Annotated in this window: 12 protein-coding genes and 1 tRNA gene; 3 read left to right on the top strand and 10 right to left on the bottom strand. The window is 38.7% G+C overall.

Annotated features, from left to right (window positions below; translation table 11 throughout):
* Nucleotides 1–351 precede the first annotated feature (351 nt).
* From NG743_RS24235 to NG743_RS24200, 8 genes are all read right to left on the bottom strand, one after another.
* Nucleotides 352–425, bottom strand: a tRNA-Val gene (locus NG743_RS24235).
* A gap of 70 nt (nucleotides 426–495) precedes the next feature.
* A complete protein-coding gene (locus tag NG743_RS24230; RefSeq protein WP_027401464.1) occupies nucleotides 496–1275 on the bottom strand; it encodes a photosystem II electron transport protein, Sll1252 family in 780 nt (259 codons plus the stop codon).
* 75 nt (nucleotides 1276–1350) lie between these two features.
* On the bottom strand, nucleotides 1351–1851 hold the full coding sequence (locus NG743_RS24225) for a hypothetical protein (protein ID WP_193964872.1): 501 nt from the start codon (nucleotides 1849–1851) through the stop codon (nucleotides 1351–1353).
* An 18-nt stretch (nucleotides 1852–1869) separates the two neighbouring features.
* On the bottom strand, nucleotides 1870–2253 hold the full coding sequence (locus NG743_RS24220; RefSeq protein ID WP_027402598.1) for a hypothetical protein: 384 nt from the start codon (nucleotides 2251–2253) through the stop codon (nucleotides 1870–1872).
* A 162-nt stretch (nucleotides 2254–2415) separates the two neighbouring features.
* On the bottom strand, nucleotides 2416–4419 hold the full coding sequence (locus NG743_RS24215; RefSeq protein WP_257121057.1) for a TolC family protein: 2004 nt from the start codon (nucleotides 4417–4419) through the stop codon (nucleotides 2416–2418).
* 109 nt (nucleotides 4420–4528) lie between these two features.
* Entirely contained in the window at nucleotides 4529–6085 is a 1557-nt protein-coding gene (kaiC, locus tag NG743_RS24210) for a circadian clock protein KaiC (RefSeq protein ID WP_027401467.1), read from the bottom strand.
* A gap of 174 nt (nucleotides 6086–6259) precedes the next feature.
* Nucleotides 6260–6586, bottom strand: coding sequence for a circadian clock protein KaiB (gene kaiB / locus NG743_RS24205; RefSeq protein WP_027401468.1), 327 nt, complete (start codon nucleotides 6584–6586; stop codon nucleotides 6260–6262).
* Nucleotides 6587–6698: 112 nt separating this feature from the next.
* The gene (locus NG743_RS24200; RefSeq protein ID WP_257121056.1) at nucleotides 6699–7274 is read right to left on the bottom strand and encodes a circadian clock protein KaiA; all 576 of its coding nucleotides are present in this window, start codon (nucleotides 7272–7274) and stop codon (nucleotides 6699–6701) included.
* Between the two features lie 730 nt (nucleotides 7275–8004).
* Here NG743_RS24200 and NG743_RS24195 point away from each other — a divergent pair.
* Nucleotides 8005–11211, top strand: a complete 3207-nt coding sequence (locus NG743_RS24195) for an ATP-binding protein (protein WP_257121055.1) — start codon at nucleotides 8005–8007, stop codon at nucleotides 11209–11211.
* 1009 nt (nucleotides 11212–12220) lie between these two features.
* Here the strand turns inward: NG743_RS24195 and NG743_RS24190 are convergent.
* Both NG743_RS24190 and NG743_RS24185 read right to left on the bottom strand, forming a co-directional pair.
* Nucleotides 12221–14062: an ArnT family glycosyltransferase gene (locus NG743_RS24190; protein WP_027401471.1), complete on the bottom strand. Its 1842-nt coding sequence runs from the start codon at nucleotides 14060–14062 to the stop codon at nucleotides 12221–12223.
* Nucleotides 14063–14277: 215 nt separating this feature from the next.
* The gene (locus tag NG743_RS24185) at nucleotides 14278–14877 is read right to left on the bottom strand and encodes a hypothetical protein (protein ID WP_027401472.1); all 600 of its coding nucleotides are present in this window, start codon (nucleotides 14875–14877) and stop codon (nucleotides 14278–14280) included.
* Nucleotides 14878–15070: 193 nt separating this feature from the next.
* Here NG743_RS24185 and NG743_RS24180 point away from each other — a divergent pair, with 193 nt between their 5' ends.
* Together NG743_RS24180 and NG743_RS24175 are read left to right on the top strand one after the other, a co-directional pair.
* Complete coding sequence (locus tag NG743_RS24180; RefSeq protein WP_053538895.1) at nucleotides 15071–15403, top strand: DUF565 domain-containing protein; 333 nt, start codon at nucleotides 15071–15073, stop codon at nucleotides 15401–15403.
* 4 nt (nucleotides 15404–15407) lie between these two features.
* Nucleotides 15408–16448 (top strand): glycerate kinase, encoded by a 1041-nt coding sequence (locus NG743_RS24175; protein WP_257121054.1) that lies wholly within the window; start codon nucleotides 15408–15410, stop codon nucleotides 16446–16448.
* Nucleotides 16449–16459 lie beyond the last annotated feature (11 nt).

Raw genomic sequence — 16459 nt, 5'->3', positions numbered from 1 at the left:
TTAGAGACAAATTGAAAATTGTTAACTTAATAGAATTCTACATTTAAACAGCGAACTTTACTATAATTCTTTATTATATTTTATTATATATACCCCACATTCCGCACCCCCCAGTGTCACAATCGGTAATTTCGGATTTTTGAATACCTTTGATGATAATTTTGATACAAAATCGTCGAAATCTTAGGTGGCGATAGCGAAGCGCTGCTGCAAGCAGTTCGCCAATCTCAAATCCCCAAACGACCATTTTTCGTTGTGTGACAGTTTAGGGTGCGGAAGGTCGGATATACAATTGTACTAGTTTACTAACCTGCCACCAACGACAAAGAATTAGTCACTTTACAAAAAATATGGACGGTATTGGACTCGAACCAACGACCCCATCGATGTCAACGATGTACTCTAACCACCTGAGCTAACCGTCCGTAATCAACACAGATTAATAATCTATCATATAAAATATAATCTGTCAACCCCTAAAACCAAAATTCTATCCTACATATATCTAGTCAACTGCACCCGATAGCGATCCTTTTTCGTCACCGCAATTTCCCCAACTTCCAACCGCCCTTTTCCCCGAATAGCGATTAAATCCCCTGTTTTAACGTGGGAACTGGCTTGGGTGACTTCCTTCCAATTGACACGCACATCATTAGAGTCAATCAAATCCACCATCTTACTCCGGGACATCCCAAACCCAGCCGAAGCCACCGCATCTAACCGCAAAGAAGCTTCCACCGTCGTCATTTCCTTCTTCTTCGGTTCGCGGATTTTTAACTCATTAATTTCAATGCGTCGAGTTTTTACTGGCACAGAACGCACCTGTTGTAAACTCATCTCTAAAAATTCTACCAATTCAGGGACAACAATCACCTGCGCCCCTCTTTCCCCTAAGACAATCACATCTCCGGTTTTTTCTCGCACAATTCCCGTTCCCAGCATTGCGCCTAAAAAATCCCGGTGATTTGCTGTATCAAACAAGAAATTACCAGCGATTTCTAAAGCCACAATCGCCACTTCGGACTGATCTAATGGTAAATCAGCACGAGCGATCGCTAACCTTTGTCTTTCCGCCTGTGGATATCCACCCCAAGCTACCGAATGCACCTCCGTTAAGCGGCTAAATACCCTTTGAATTTCCGCCAACTCCGGCGGAGACAAAAAATCTGTAAATACCACTTCCCAGGTCTTTATAGCTTGATCTGCTTGATCAATTACACGGGCAACAGTATCGCGGTTTTCAACACCTTTTAAAAGTTCTTCTCTAGGTAGCATGGAATTATAGGAGTTACAGGGAGCAGGAGGAAATAGATCCCCGACTTCTCAAAGAAGTCGGGGATCTGGTATATACTAATTATTTTCCGCATAACCTTGAATATTTTCTGGTTCAAACTGGCGGAGAATGCGAGTAGCTTGACGAGTCAGAGTTTCCGAACCCTGTACCACAATTAAATACTTACCTGCATCTAAACGATTGCGATAGGGTAAAGCATCACCACCACCCTCTAATAAACCTACGCCACCACCTACAAATACACTACCCATTGCACCACTACCAGCGCCCAGAATGCCGCCAATCACATGATTCCCGATTTCTCCAGCCCAAGCAAAGGTATCCAAACCGGTAATCAAACTGAAGGTAAAACCGGAAAAAAAGCCAAATGGTACTAACCAAATCGCCATTAGCTTGACTTGTTTTTTTGCCTGTTCTTTGGGATCAATTAAACCAAATTCATCAGCACTTTTATATCCTCTACCAAGAATAGTGCCATTTATGCCTTCTCTTTCTAAAGCTAAATCAGCGGCTTCAGCCTGGATGCGATCTGATAATACAGCAACAAGATAATTCATCAATTTTAAAACTCAGGATTAATGTGACTTTAGCAAATCCAAAGGCTCACAAAAATTATTCACACCTTGTTTAAGAATATAAATTAAAACGGGTGTAGCCAGACTTTTGGGAAAACTCGGTATTGTCCTCAGATGTCTAATCATCTCTTGAATTGACCCATTTAACAAGTTTTCTCGATATTCTTGTTCACAAATTACCGCCCGCCACTTTTTGGCTAAAGCATCCAACCAGTCGGAATTGGTTTGTTCTGGTTCTTGTCCAGCCCGAATAGCCAGAGTCATTACCGCATCTTCTAAATCTCCATCGCAATCCTCTATCAAGTCTAATGCTTCCATTGCTTGAGGATCATCTACCAAATGAGAACGAAATTTTGCAATCTCTTGTGATGTAACTTTAGTCATGAGTTTTTGACTAGACCAGGATTTGAAAACTATTTTACAGCATTGGGGACTGGGGATTGGGGATTGGTGAAGAATTTCCTCCCCTACCTCCCCTACCCCCCCTACCTCCCCTACCTCCCCTACCTCCCCCACCTCCCCTACCTCCCCTACCTCCCCTACCTCTTACTTGACCCCTGATTCCTGTAACTGATTCAAACCCCTAGTGGTAACGTATCTTTGCAATTCTGTTAAAGCACGGTTGTAATCCAATATTGCTTTGACGCGATTACCCTCTGAACGGGTGAGATCATTTAATGCGTTAATTACATCAGTTTGAGTCCCGACACCTGCTTGGAATCTTAACCGCGCTAACCGCAAAGACTCTTTAGCTTGTTCTAAAGCCACATTAGAAGTTTGCACATTTTCTAAGTTTGAAGCCTGGGTAGAGTATGCTTGTTCTACTTGAAAGCGGATTTGGTTGCGCTGTTCAGAAAATTGAGTTTCAGCGATCGCAATATTGGTCTTAGATTGGGCTGCTCTGGCTTTTGCTGCCCCGCCATCATATAAACTGAGGGTGGCTTGCACTCCCACGGAATAACCATCGCTGACGCTTGTGCCATCATCAAACTGATCTAACAAGTTATATCTACCCACCAAGCTCACCTGGGGTCCCAAAGTTGCTAATGCTTGTTTTCTTTGAGCCTCGCTGATATTACGCTGTGCTAAGTTCTGTTGTAGTTCAGGACGATTTTGATAAGCTAAAACAATGCTTTGTTCTAGTGGATGTTGCCATAAACCTGCCAATTTCACAGGATCACCCGCACTAATACTCGCTGATTGGGATAAATTCAACAGTGGTGCTAACTTACGGCGGGCAATTTGTTGTTGAGAAAAGGCACTAGTTAAGTCCTGTTGGGAGTTAGCTAAATTTACCTGCGATCGCAACACATCGAACCGAGTCCCTACACCTGCCCGTTCTAAAGCCACTGCATCCTTCAAACTCGCCTGAGCATTTGTAACCGCTGACTGAGAAATTCTCACATTTTCATCAGCTTGTTGCAAATCATAATATGCCCTAGCCACATTCAGGCGAATTTCCTCAGATTGCCTTTCTACATCTAACTCTTGCACTCGTATCCTTTCTTGCGCCTCTTTAATCGCTGCATTACGTCTACCAGAGGTGTAAAGGTCATATCTTATCTGTGCAGTACCGCTAAATGTGGTATTGGCAGGAGGATCACCCACTAAAGGATTAGTTTTTCTAGCTTGGTCGAAGGATAATGTACTACTAGCACTGCGACTATTTGTCACATCACCACTCAAATCCACACTAGGCATTAAAGCTGCTTGAGCTTCACGCAAAACCGACTTACTCCGTTCCAGTTGCAGTACAGACACCTGTAAATCATTATTATTCCGTTTAGCCAGTTCCAGAGCCTGTGACAAACTAATTGGCTGATTTCCTTGAACCTTCACTTCCTCTGCTTGCGTTGGATATAACAGGGGATTAGGACTGGGATTCAACTCGTTAGGAACATTAGGAAAATCTACAGGTTGACTAGGTGCAGAATTGACATTTTCTGCGGTCGGAGGTGTACTGGTTTCTGTCGTATTAGGAACAGTTGTTTGTGCTATCAAACTATTATTTTGAGGTAAGCAGGTGTTAGCAGTAAGTAGCAAAGCTGATTGACTCTTAGGCTGTGACTGTGGGCAATTACTAGACTCTAGTAACTTTGATATCTCAACATCACCATTGATCACTTGCTGATCAGAGTTACTTAAACTACCTAACTGAGAATTACTCGCAAACAGTAAATTATTATTTGAATTTGATAAATCAGAAAAACTTACAAATCTACTGTCATAGTTTGGAGAACTTTTTTCTCCCTCAGTGCTGAGATAATTGTCAGCCATGATTATAGGTAGACTGGAGTTACCAACAGGCTTGATACTGCCTTGACTAAAATAACTAACAGGTAATAATCCTGGGTTACTATTAACTTTACTTTTAGGCAGTAGGCTATTGTCTGGGAATAAATTTCTACTATCAGTAGAAACCAACACACTAGAAGTAGACTTTAGCTGTAACTCATTCACTTTCATAACAGTAGCCCAAGCGGGCTGAGTTGTTAATACTGCTACTGTTACACCAGGTAAGAAACAATGGAATAATTGCTGTCCTTTCACCGCATCCCCTCACACAAAAAATATTAATTTAGCGGCAGAATACTTGTCTTCAACACAAAATATAGCACGATCTGGAGATTTGGGCAGGAATATCGCACGATAACTCATGTTAGACATCAGAACTTGGTTTGTCTTCAAAACGTTTGACAATCCGAGAAAGTTCTGCCTTTTCGTCTATACTAACGCGCGTAGGCGCACCACTGATAATCCGCTCATAATTACGGAATGAATCTTTAATGTCAGGACCATCTGCCGTAATATTATATTCACGAATGCCCTTATCGTGCCATGAGCCGCGCATTTTAAATACGTTAATTGCCCGCGACATTTCTCCCCGAATTTCTACATATTGTAACATCAAAATTGTATCTGTAATCGTGGAAATATGGGAGTCAGTAATGGAATTAGAACCCAGGAATTGGTCTGTAGTATTGGTAAAAAAACCAGTAATTTCTTCTTGTTTAGCATAACCTGTGACACCAATTACAAACTGACGAAAAGCATTATTACTAACACCTCTAGCCATTGCAGAAAGTGAATCAATGGCAATACGAGCAGGTTTAAAATGGGAGATTTCTGATTTAATAATTTGTAAATGATCTTCTAAACCAGTTGATTCAGGATAGGTACAAATAATTTTCAGTAATCCTTGATGTTCTAATTCTTCAAAATCTATACCCCAAGAATGGGCATTTCGGGAAAGTTGGGCGCGAGATTCTTCATAGGCAAATAATATTGCTCGCTCACCACTAATGCAGCCATCTTGAATAAACTTACTAACTAATAAGGTTTTACCAGTACCTGTAGCTCCTGTGGCTAAAATAATCGAATCTTTAAAGAAACCACCACCACACATTTGATCAAGAACTTTCACTCCAGAAGATACCCGCACATTAGAAGATCGTTGTGTTAAACGCATTGCTCCCAGGGGGAATATATTAACTCCTTCATTGGTAATTGTGAAGGGATATTCACCTTTCATGTGGGTTGTCCCCCGTAACTTGAGAATTTCAATGGTTCGCCGCCGACGTTCTCCTTCTAAAACATTGCGAGAAATTACTACATTATCGGAAACAAATTCTTCGACTCCAAAGGATGCTACTGGTCCATATTCTTCACCCCGTTCAGTGGTAATGATGGTGGTGACATTCAATAGTTTTAGCCGTGCTACTAACCGAAAAATTTCTCGTCGCACTACTCCGACAGCTTCATATTGTTGAAATATGGCTGTCATGGAATCAATGGAAACCCGTTTAGCTTTATATTTACGAATGGCATATTGTAAACGTTCAATCAGGGCAGATAAATCAAAATTACCAACTATATCTTGACCTTCAGGGTCAGGAGATGCATCGAGAATAAATAATTTACCTTCATCAATCAACCGTTGTAAATTCCAATCAAAAATATGGGCATTTTTAATAATGTCACTGGGTGATTCTTCAAAGGTAACAAATACTCCGGGTTCATCGAAGTAAGTGATGCCATTATAAAGGAATTGCAGTGATAATAGAGTCTTGCCGGTTCCTGAAGTTCCACTAACTAAAGTAGTTCGACCCACAGGTAAACCGCCATGACTGATATCGTCAAAGCCTTCGATCATCGTGCGAATTTTTTCGACACCGATAGGTATTTTTTTTTGTTCAGGTTGCTCTTTTTTATTCATGGTTCATCTAATATGGATATTCAACCCAGGTTTTTAAAATCAAGAAAGTTTTTAATTATTTTTAATAACTAAATAAATATACCAAATTGTAGGTAAATAAATTCCCAAATTTCCATCAAAAAGTGGCTAACGCCACAGCTTTACTCGGAATTATTACTTATTGGCTTCTAAATCCTACATTTTGTCTGATTCTTTCCCATATTCTTCATTTAATTCTTCGTAAAGCAGATCCAACCCAATTAATACTCTTTCCCTGTCTGTTAAATCACCAATAATTTTCCGCACAGGAGGCGGCAAAATTTTTGATAGTGTTGGTGTGGCGAGTATTTTATCTTCTTCGGCTAATTGGGGGTTTTTCAGGACATCAATTACTTTTAAAGCATAAACTCCTTGAAATTCTTCATCTAAAATATTTTTGAGTGTTTTCAAAGCCCTCATTGAATTAGGGGTATTTCCTGCTACATATAGCTTGAGAACATAGGTCTTTTTAGCTTCATTCATACAATATCAACTCCTAAAAATATTGAGGTAAAAGATCAAAATTTATGATACTACATATACACTTAGGTATTAATTTCCCATGAATATAAGTACAACTTCTACTTTGTGGCATTTAAATGATTTTAGCAATAGAACAGCGATAAACTTCGCAAAGATGTGCCAAAATATCTATTAAGGTTAAACGGTAATCCAGTAGGGTTTCATCACTCCTACCTTCTATTCTTAATTGCTTGGCAAATTCGTCAATAATTTCCATGTGCATTTCTATAATTTGTGGTATGGGAACACTAGTATAAAATAAGTTATTAATAAACTTATCAAGTTTTTCTTGTAATGTTTTGTCACTGATAAAATAATTTATAATAATCTGACGATAATCTGCTTTCATTGCTGCTAAAAGTTCCTGTTTTTCAGCAGCGGTCATATCCTGAAAAGTTTGGGTCTTTTTTTGTTTACCAAAAGCCAAGAAATTATTATCTTTATTATCTAATTTTCGATAAGGGTTTTGTGACTGAAAATGGGGCAAATAGTATATCTGAGTAGGTATAGGCTGCCAGTAGCATTGAGTTATTATCCCCTCAATGAAATTCCAGATTTGCAAAAATAAACCTTTGTCATTGTTTTTTGCACATGGTTTATCGAGAATTTGGTTTATATTTGTTTGTAAAAGCAATATAGGTAATAACATCTACTGTTTATAGATCAGGAATTTTTGAGCGGGAGATATATCGGTCTATAATTAATGATACTTGTCTACTCTAAGTAGTATGACGCATTAAACTCAGGGAGAGTCATGACTGATGGATAGTGTGTATTAGCATATCTAGGGGCAGATAGATTACATTATTTCACTTATTGATAAGATACTTAAACGAACTTAAAGAATTGTCGCATTTTAAATCATTATAATTCCTCAAGGTTCTAAAGCGAATCTTTAGAGCCATAATTATTGTTGTAGTTGTCACTATAAAAAATGATGACTTTCAATACCAGTAGCAAGTTGCTGAAGATAGTTGCTTGCTGAGGATGGAAACTCACACCTTGCACCCGTTAAGAAAAATTAGGCGTTGCTGAACTGAAGTATGAAATTGAAAAATCAATGATTTCAAACTCTTACTCTCTGCGACTGGAGCGCCTCTGCGTGAGGTAAAATCATATTCTGAATCAGCAACGCCAAAAATTATTGGTAATTGGCTGCGAGACAATGGATGTCTATGGCGGAGTGTTACCGAAAGCCATAGCCAAATGGCTAGTTTGAAGAGGTCTGTCAATTGTAACCAGAATCGCGGATAGCGTGGCGTAGCCATTCTAAATATTCTTGGAGGATATTGCTTCAGGCTTGAAGACCATCTAAACCAAGTGCTGATGGTGATGCCGGAGTTGATCACAAGAAGAAGGACCACCGAGGACTTATTTTAATGCTACAGTACCCACTTTATGAATTTATAGCACCTGTACCAATGTGCTGGGAAACAAATACTCTGGCAGCAGCGTTGGATATTTTTGTTAAAGAACAGAGCGATCGCTTGGTAATAGTCAATTCCCAACAACGTCCAATTGGTGTATTGTATTCTGCTCAATTACTGCCACAATTCTTAGCAGCGGATGCTAATAATAACCTCTTAAATTTGCAACAACCACTCTCACAGGTGGATAAATCCCTCATAGAAGCAATACAGACCATACCAGCAGCAGCAAATCTGGAAAAATTCAGTTTGGTTCTCAAGCATCAAGAAACCCAACAACAAAGTAACTTAGATTGGGCGCTAGTTGATTCAGATGGTAAATATTTGGGAATCCTAAATACTTTACACCTATTAACATTGTTAGCTCAGAAGAAAATTCCCCTTAACTCAACCAAAAAAGAAGAAAGTCATGAGTATGCGACAAATACTAAAACTTCTCAACACCAAAAAAACATCGAGCATACAGCTAATAAACACCAGCCAAACATACACAAATCCATAGTCCACTTATTGGCTAAATTACCCTGGCCAATGATGTTACAGACTAGTCAAGGCGAAGTAGTTACGCAAAATATCGCTTGGCGGCAACAACTAGGAGCATTAAAAGACCCTGAAGGCATTAGAAAACAGGTAGAGACTATACTTACTCCCAAATATATTTATGCCAATCCTCAAGAAAATCAGAAAACCGATCCTTTCACGACCCACAGACAAAGACAAAGAACCTCACCATCAACTTTCACTTTTGTACAAGAATCACCTCTATCCGTAAATGAGGCTGCCAACCACTGCGTTTTAGATACGCAATTGGGTATTTGTACTTGTGTGGTTGAAATTAAAACTGGTCAGGAACGAGTGTGGCAGTTTGCTAAAATTCCTTTAGACAGTAACGAGTTAAAAATTTGGGTTTCTGAGTCAGAAGTACCAGAAATTACGGAAGAACTATGGTTAATATTAGCCACCGACGTAACAGAACAACAACAACTGTGTAAGGAATTAGCAGCAAAAAATGCTGATTTAATTCAACTTAATCGCTTAAAAGATGAATTTTTAGCTTGCATTAGTCATGAACTAAAAACACCACTAACGGCAGTTTTGGGACTATCTCGCCTGTTGGCAGATCAACAGTTGGGACAATTGAATGAGCGTCAAGCCCGTTATGCTGGACTAATTCATCAAAGTGGCAGACATTTGATGAGTGTGGTGAATGATATTTTAGATTTAACGCGAATGGAAACGGGACAGATGGAACTCACCCTCAATCCAGTCCAAATTCAAGTAGTATGTGAAAGGGCTTTTTCAGACGTTAAAAACATTCATCATCAAACTAACAAAGCTAAACCAGTATCCCCACCAGACAATCAAACTTTATCTAATCACCAATTTAGCCTAGCCATTGAACCAGGTTTAGAAGAAATGGTGGCAGATGAATTACGCTTGCGACAGATGTTAGTACATTTACTTTCCAATGCCTTTAAATTCACAGAAATATCTGGGGAAATTGGCTTACGGGTAAGCCGTTGGGAAGGCTGGATTGCTTTTACTGTTTGGGATACAGGGATTGGTATTCCTGAACAACAACAACATTTAATCTTTCAAAAATTCCAGCAATTAGAAAATCCTCTCACTCGTCAGTTTGAAGGAACGGGTTTAGGATTAGTATTAACTAGAGCTTTAGCTCGTTTGCATGGTGGAGATGTCAGTTTCTTATCTCGTGAGGGTAAAGGCAGTCAGTTTACGCTGCTTTTACCTCCCAATCCACCAAAGGCTAGTTTTAATGAGTCCGAAGATATAGTTCCTAAGATAGAAGTAGGCAATGACATTAATTCTTCCCCTCAAAATATCAATAGTTCTTCCCAAAGACTGATTTTAGTAGTGGAAGCAGTAGCTCAATATATTGAGGAATTAACTGAACAACTCAAAGGTTTAGGGTATCGTGTTGTTATTGCTAGATCGGGAACAGAGGCGATAGAAAAAGCTCGTCGCTTACAACCAAAGGCAATATTTTTAAATCCTTTACTGCCTTTACTTTCTGGTTGGGATGTGATGACTTTACTGAAATCTGATGTTTTAACTCGTCATATTCATGTTATTGTCACAGCCACAGCGGCAGAAAAAGAGCAAGCATTTACTAAACAAGCCGATGGTTTTTTAAGTTTACCAATTAAGCATCAAGCGTTGGCATCATTATTAGAAAAAATATCAATAACGAGCGAATTTCAGCATTCAGAACTGGAAAATAATAATATCAATTCTCAAAATATTCCTTTGCGAATTCTTAGGTTAGTACATCCAGAATTGGAGGTAATTAATCTCTATCCTTCTCTGCGAGAACATCGGGTGATTGAAGTAGATGATCTAGATCAAGCAGATTTGTTAGCGCGAGTTTGGCAGTTTGATGTAATTTTGCTAGATATGGGAATTTCTACTGCTCACACTTATCTACAACAATTAAATAAACACCAAAGGTTGGCGACATTACCATTGGTAACTTGTGATGTTGCGACTACTTTAGCTGCTTCTCAAATACCAGGATTGTCTGTATTTCCTTGTTTAAGTCCTTTGACTCAGGAAGATAATAATCAAAATTATCAACAAGGTGCTTTGTCATCTGTATTACAAATTGCTGCCGGTATTTGTTGCCCAATAAATATTTTAGTGGTAGATATAAATATGTTGAGTGATTTACCCAAATCAAAACGCAAACCAATTAAGGATGATCAGTCAGTCACAAATTATTTTCTCAATTTTGAAGATGAGCAAATTAATCGGGGATATGAGTGGTTTCAAGCTTTAATTCAATACTTACAAACTGCTGGTTTTAGAGCTTCTATTGCCAGTTGTTGGTCGGAAGTTGTCCAACAAGTTAGCCATAAAAGTGTTGATTTACTGTTAATTTGCTTGCATGAAACGGCAATTAATAAGGAAGTACAAAAAGCTATTGAATCATTGGGGAATTCACAGTTGAATTTACCACCAATTTTGGTACTTGACCAAAAATTAAATGAACCTAATTATGGAAATGTGCCAAAATCTCGGAAACAAAGATATACATCTTCTGTGGAAACTGCGGTTCGAGGAATTGCTACCCAAATACTACCTCGTTCTATTTCAATGGAAGAGTTATTAATTCAGATCAATCAATCTTTGACAAATTAGACTATGATTTATTTGATTCATTTGATTTAGAGGGTGTTTGAGAAGTTTTTAATGTATAAACAAACCCCTCTCCAAACCTCTCCCCGAAGCGGGGAGAGGCTTTGAAAACCCCCTTCCCTCGTAGGGAAGGGGGCAGGGGGGTTAGGTTTTTGGAGATTATCGGTTTCATCTAATACTTTTAAAACATCCTCTTATTTAATTGTGACGATGACAATAATCAATCATCACATAAATCACGTCAATCAAAAAAATCATAGTTTAAGACAGGTTGATATTTTCTGGTTTCCAAATACTACCTCGTTCTATCTCAATGGAAGAGTTATTAATTCAGATCAATCAATCTTTGACAAATTAGACTATGATTTATTTGATTCATTTGATTTATTTAATTGTGACGATGACAATAATCAATCATCACATAAATCACGTCAATCAAAAAAATCATAGTTTAAGACAGGTTGATATTTTCTGGTTTCCAAATACTACCTCGTTCTATCTCAATGGAAGAGTTATTAATTCAGATCAATCAATCTTTGACAAATTAGACTATGATTTATTTGATTCATTTGATTTATTTGATTGTGACGATGACAATAATCAATCATCACATAAATCACGTCAATCAAAAAAATCATAGTTTAAGACAGGTTGATATTTTCTGGTTTCCAAATACTACCTCGTTCTATCTCAATGGAAGAGTTATTAATTCAGATCAATCAATCTTTGACAAATTAGACTATGATTTATTTGATTCATTTGATTGTGACGATGACAATAATCAATCATCACATAAATCACGTCAATCAGAAAAATCATAGTTTAAGACAGGTTGATATTTTCTGGTTTCCAAATACTACCTCGTTCTATTTCAATGGAAGAATTATTAATTCAGATCAATCAATCTTTGACAAATTAGACTATGATTTATTTGATTCATTTGATTTATTTGATTGTGACGATGACAATAATCAATCATCACATAAATCACGTCAATCAGAAAAATCATAGTTTAAGACAGGTTGATATTTTCTGGTTTGGCTGTTTTCAAGGGAATGCGAATAAGATGATAAGCACCTTTGGTGGCTAGACTTTTATAGTTATCCGGTGGTAAGTCCATTTCGTGAAATTTTCCCTGTTCAACTAAGAGTAATAATGATGGTGGTTTAGTTGGTTGGGATGCTTGCTTTTGAATATATTCAAGAGCCTGTTGAGCAAATTTGATGTAATTAACATTTTTGTGCGTGTAGAAAGTCACGGTAGGTTTTTTGAATCCAACCATAATTAATTCTTCATTGGGTTGTTTTGATTCAACAATGAGGGCGGATAATTCTCTGAGAGGAAGTTGACGCTGTTGATCCATGATGGAAACAGCAGGTATTAAAACGATGGCAATAAAAGCGATAAATCCTAATAAGTTAATCGTAATGATCTGCTGGTAACGGTGAGTTAAGATGAGGATGGCGGTAGTGATTGTGGATAATAACCAAATTATGCCTCCAAATTTGAGAATTCCTGATCTTTCCATTTGTACATATAATTCAGGAGCAGCGGGATCAGGTCCAGCGATTTGGGTAAGATTGAAAAGTGCGATCGCCAGAATAGTTAAAAATCCTACGTTTATCCAAGCACTGATGCGTAAAAATTTGGGAGGCGTTGGTGTAATAGTAGGTGAACTGGGGAAAAGATCACTCCAAAATAATGCCACAAGAATCGCCGCTGCTGGCATTAAGGGTAATACATAGCTGGGCAGTTTGGTTACGGAAATGGTGAAAAATCCAAACACACCCAGAAACCATATACAGGTAAATAAACCTAGTTGTTGGGAGCGTTCTTGGTTTAACCAATGCGATCGCTGCAAAAGATTGAATCTAACTAGAGCCGCAGGAATGTACACTGAATAAGGTGCAAACCCCAATAAAACGACTAAAAAGTAAAAATACCAAGGGGCTGAATGACCATTAACGACTTCGGTGAAACGGTCTATATTGTGATAGATAAAAAAGGCATTAATAAAATTCCAGCCGTTGCGCCAAGTTACTAAAACATACCAAGGAAGTGATAGCAATAAAACGATCCCCATGCCCAAAAACGGCTGCATTTCCCGCCACAGTTCCCGAAATTTCCCGACATATACGGCAAAAGCAATCATAATCAGTCCTGGTAAAACAATACCTACCGGACCCTTAGTTAATATTGCCCCAGCAATTAACACATAACAAGCTAAATACCATTTATTCGGAAGTCGCCAATTAGCAATGACTATTGAGGAATGATTTTGAGCATATCCCAAATAGAAGCATAATAATGTTGAACCGATACAGCCGTTGAGTAACATATCGGAAACGCCGGTTCTCCCCCAAACAATCATTTCTGCGTTGAGTGCCATTAAAGCTGCGGCAATGGCGGCAGTAAAGTAACGTCTGGGTAAGTTGGTAACTTGTGCCAATTCGTCTTTTTTGGCAAAATACCATTGCACAGTATAAAATGCCAAAGCAATTACACCCATTGCTGCCAATGCTGAAGGGATACGAGCAGCCCACTCGTTTACTCCCATAATAGAGTAGGCGATCGCCTGACACCAATAAATCAAAGCAGGTTTATCAAAGCGAGTTTCACCATTAAAAAACGGCGTAATCCAATCACCAGTTAGCAGCATTTGCCGGGAAGCTTCAGCAAACAGCGGCTCAGTTTCATCAATCAAGCCCACATTCCCCAAATTCCAGCCAAAAGCTATCCAACCAATCACCAACAACCACAGGGACGAAACAGCTACAAGCAGGACTGGACGCTGTTGTAAATTATTCAACCACTTATCAACCACTTTATCGGTGACACTCAATTTTATACTCATGAATTCATACTTAGAGACACGGTAATCATGTCCTTACCAATACACAACAGTTTACAATTCAAAATACCTTTTTCGAGAAGCTTTACTATCAAAATTCCAACAACTCCTTCTTCCTTCTGACAGCGCAGCGTTAGCCATACTGCTGAATGGGCGCAGGACCTGCGCCCCTACCTCCTGATAGCGTGGCGTTAGCCATACTCCTGACTCCTCCCATATCACCTATTTTCTAACACCAATTGCCATTCTTGAGTTTGCGAATTCCATTGTGGAGAAGAAGTTTCTCCCACAACATAGGGACCCCAATAGCGTCGAGAACCATCTTGGGCAAAAGCCACCAAAATATCACCTTTCTCTAGCTTTAAATTACCTTGAGGTAAAGATAAAATTAACCCGTTCTCATTTCCTTCTTGGGGAGCAAAATCCCAATGAGCCGGAATACCAGATTTAGATTTATTCGCAGTGGCACTTTTTCGAGATGATTGTCTGGCTAATAATGCTAGACGTACAGGTTGAGTAGTTTTGTTGCTCATGCGAAGTGATCCAGCAGTCTTGGTTTTACTATCCGAATCAAACCGATAGGCTACAACTGTAGAGTGATTTTTCTGTGAACTTGATTCTACTGATTCACTTGGTGTATTATCTAAATTGATTGCATCAGCACTATTGACCGTGTTTGTAACTATAGGTGAATTTTTTTCTGGATTTGTAGACTCCAAGGATATCCTCATATCTAAGCATCCAGTTACGATCCCCATAAATCCTAATACAGAAAAACCGATAATGAAGTTACGATACCGATAGAGGAAGTTTTTCATAATGATATAGATTTAGAAATAAGATTTTTTGTCAGCTAAACCCAAATGATTGGTGATTGGTTAATTAGGTGGACGTGAGATAACCAAAATGTGTGAATAAAAGTCTATAGGACTTAAATCCTTTTCCCTCTGCTCCCCGCCCCCTGCCTTGCCATAACGACAATTTTTAACGCCTATTTCTATTCCCTTCTTCATGCAAAATACTCGTCTAAACAACCTATTAGAAACAATTTATAGAAGCTTGAGTGAATGGTTTCTCAATCCTTGGCGACGGTTATCATTACTACTAATTAGTTTTTTGTTTGGTTTTTTTCTGGGATCGGCAGTATCAACAACCGCTGGACAGAAGGCAGAATTAGACATCGTAGTAGCTGGATTTTTAGTGCTATTAACTGAAATTACCAGTAGGATATTTTACAGTCGCAGTTTTTTTTCTCGCCAAGCATTTTGGGTAGAAACACTCAACTATCTCAAGGTTGGTTTCATCTACAGTCTATTTCTAGAAGCCTTGAAACTGGGTTCGTAATTTTATGAATAGCGAATGGTTGAGTAAGATTTTGACAACGGACACATCTTGGCAAGTATTAGCACAAGCCGCAGCATTGGCAGATCCTTTGCGAGCTAAGGTGTTTAATGTTACTTCTGATCATGTGGCTGAAATTATGGAAAACAGAGGGGATTTACTGAAGTTAGTTTTCCCTGATTTTAGTCAATTTTGTCAAACTAGCCTAAAAACTGATCCTCAAGGAATGTTGCAGGTATTGTGGGATGTGTGGCTACCTTTGGGAATGAAAATTGCAGCACAGCATCAAGAGTCGGGGAAACCTTTTATCCAGGGAATTTTAGGCGCACAAGGCACAGGTAAAACCACAATGTCCCACATACTGGGTTTGATTCTCCAGCAGTTGGGATACAGGACGTTAAGTTTTTCTTTGGACGACTTATACAAAACTTATAGCGATCGCTTGGCTTTAATGCAGCAAGATTCCCGGTTAGTTTGGCGTGGTCCGCCCGGAACCCACGATATTCATCTAGGTTTAAGTCTACTCGATCAGATTCACCAAAGCAAGAGTCCTGTGATAGTTCCTAGATTTGATAAATCCGCTCATGAGGGTGCAGGCGATCGCACTACTTCTGAGATTATCACAAATCCCATAGATATTGTTCTGTTTGAAGGTTGGTTTGTGGGTGTAAAACCAATTCCTCCTCAAGCATTATTGACTCCACCACCACCTATTCTTACAGACGCAGATAGGCAATTTGCTTCCGATATGAATCATCAACTGAAAAGTTATTTACCACTATGGGAAAAATTAGATAGTTTAATAGTTCTTTATCCCACAGACTACCGTTATTCTTTAGCATGGCGCAAGCAAGCCGAAAGACAAATGATTGATGCTGGTAAATCAGGGATGAGTGACGCAGAAATAGAAGAATTTGTGAATTATTTTTGGCGTTCTTTACATCCAGAATTATTCATTAATCCTTTAGTCAAATCATCAGCAGTTAACTTAGTAATTGAAATTAATGCTGATCATAGTTTTGGGAAATTTAGATCCCCGACTTCTTAAAGAAGTCGGGG

Source organism: Dolichospermum heterosporum TAC447, assembly GCF_024584745.1.
Lineage (GTDB): Bacteria > Cyanobacteriota > Cyanobacteriia > Cyanobacteriales > Nostocaceae > Dolichospermum > Dolichospermum heterosporum.
Note: the sequence above shows the minus strand (reverse complement) of the source record. Positions and strands in the feature narration are given on the sequence as shown.

What these genes read in the sequence shown, in the direction of transcription:
- NG743_RS24230 (WP_027401464.1), bottom strand. Translation starts at nt 1,275, where the DNA reads ATGCTACCTAGAGAAGAACTTTTAAAAGGTGTTGAAAACCGCGATACT.
- NG743_RS24225 (WP_193964872.1), bottom strand. Translation starts at nt 1,851, where the DNA reads ATGAATTATCTTGTTGCTGTATTATCAGATCGCATCCAGGCTGAAGCC.
- NG743_RS24220 (WP_027402598.1), bottom strand. Translation starts at nt 2,253, where the DNA reads ATGACTAAAGTTACATCACAAGAGATTGCAAAATTTCGTTCTCATTTG.
- kaiC (WP_027401467.1), bottom strand. Translation starts at nt 6,085, where the DNA reads ATGAATAAAAAAGAGCAACCTGAACAAAAAAAAATACCTATCGGTGTC.
- kaiB (WP_027401468.1), bottom strand. Translation starts at nt 6,586, where the DNA reads ATGAATGAAGCTAAAAAGACCTATGTTCTCAAGCTATATGTAGCAGGA.
- NG743_RS24200 (WP_257121056.1), bottom strand. Translation starts at nt 7,274, where the DNA reads ATGTTATTACCTATATTGCTTTTACAAACAAATATAAACCAAATTCTC.
- NG743_RS24195 (WP_257121055.1), top strand. Translation starts at nt 8,005, where the DNA reads ATGCTACAGTACCCACTTTATGAATTTATAGCACCTGTACCAATGTGC.
- NG743_RS24190 (WP_027401471.1), bottom strand. Translation starts at nt 14,062, where the DNA reads ATGAGTATAAAATTGAGTGTCACCGATAAAGTGGTTGATAAGTGGTTG.
- NG743_RS24185 (WP_027401472.1), bottom strand. Translation starts at nt 14,877, where the DNA reads ATGAAAAACTTCCTCTATCGGTATCGTAACTTCATTATCGGTTTTTCT.
- NG743_RS24180 (WP_053538895.1), top strand. Translation starts at nt 15,071, where the DNA reads ATGCAAAATACTCGTCTAAACAACCTATTAGAAACAATTTATAGAAGC.
- NG743_RS24175 (WP_257121054.1), top strand. Translation starts at nt 15,408, where the DNA reads ATGAATAGCGAATGGTTGAGTAAGATTTTGACAACGGACACATCTTGG.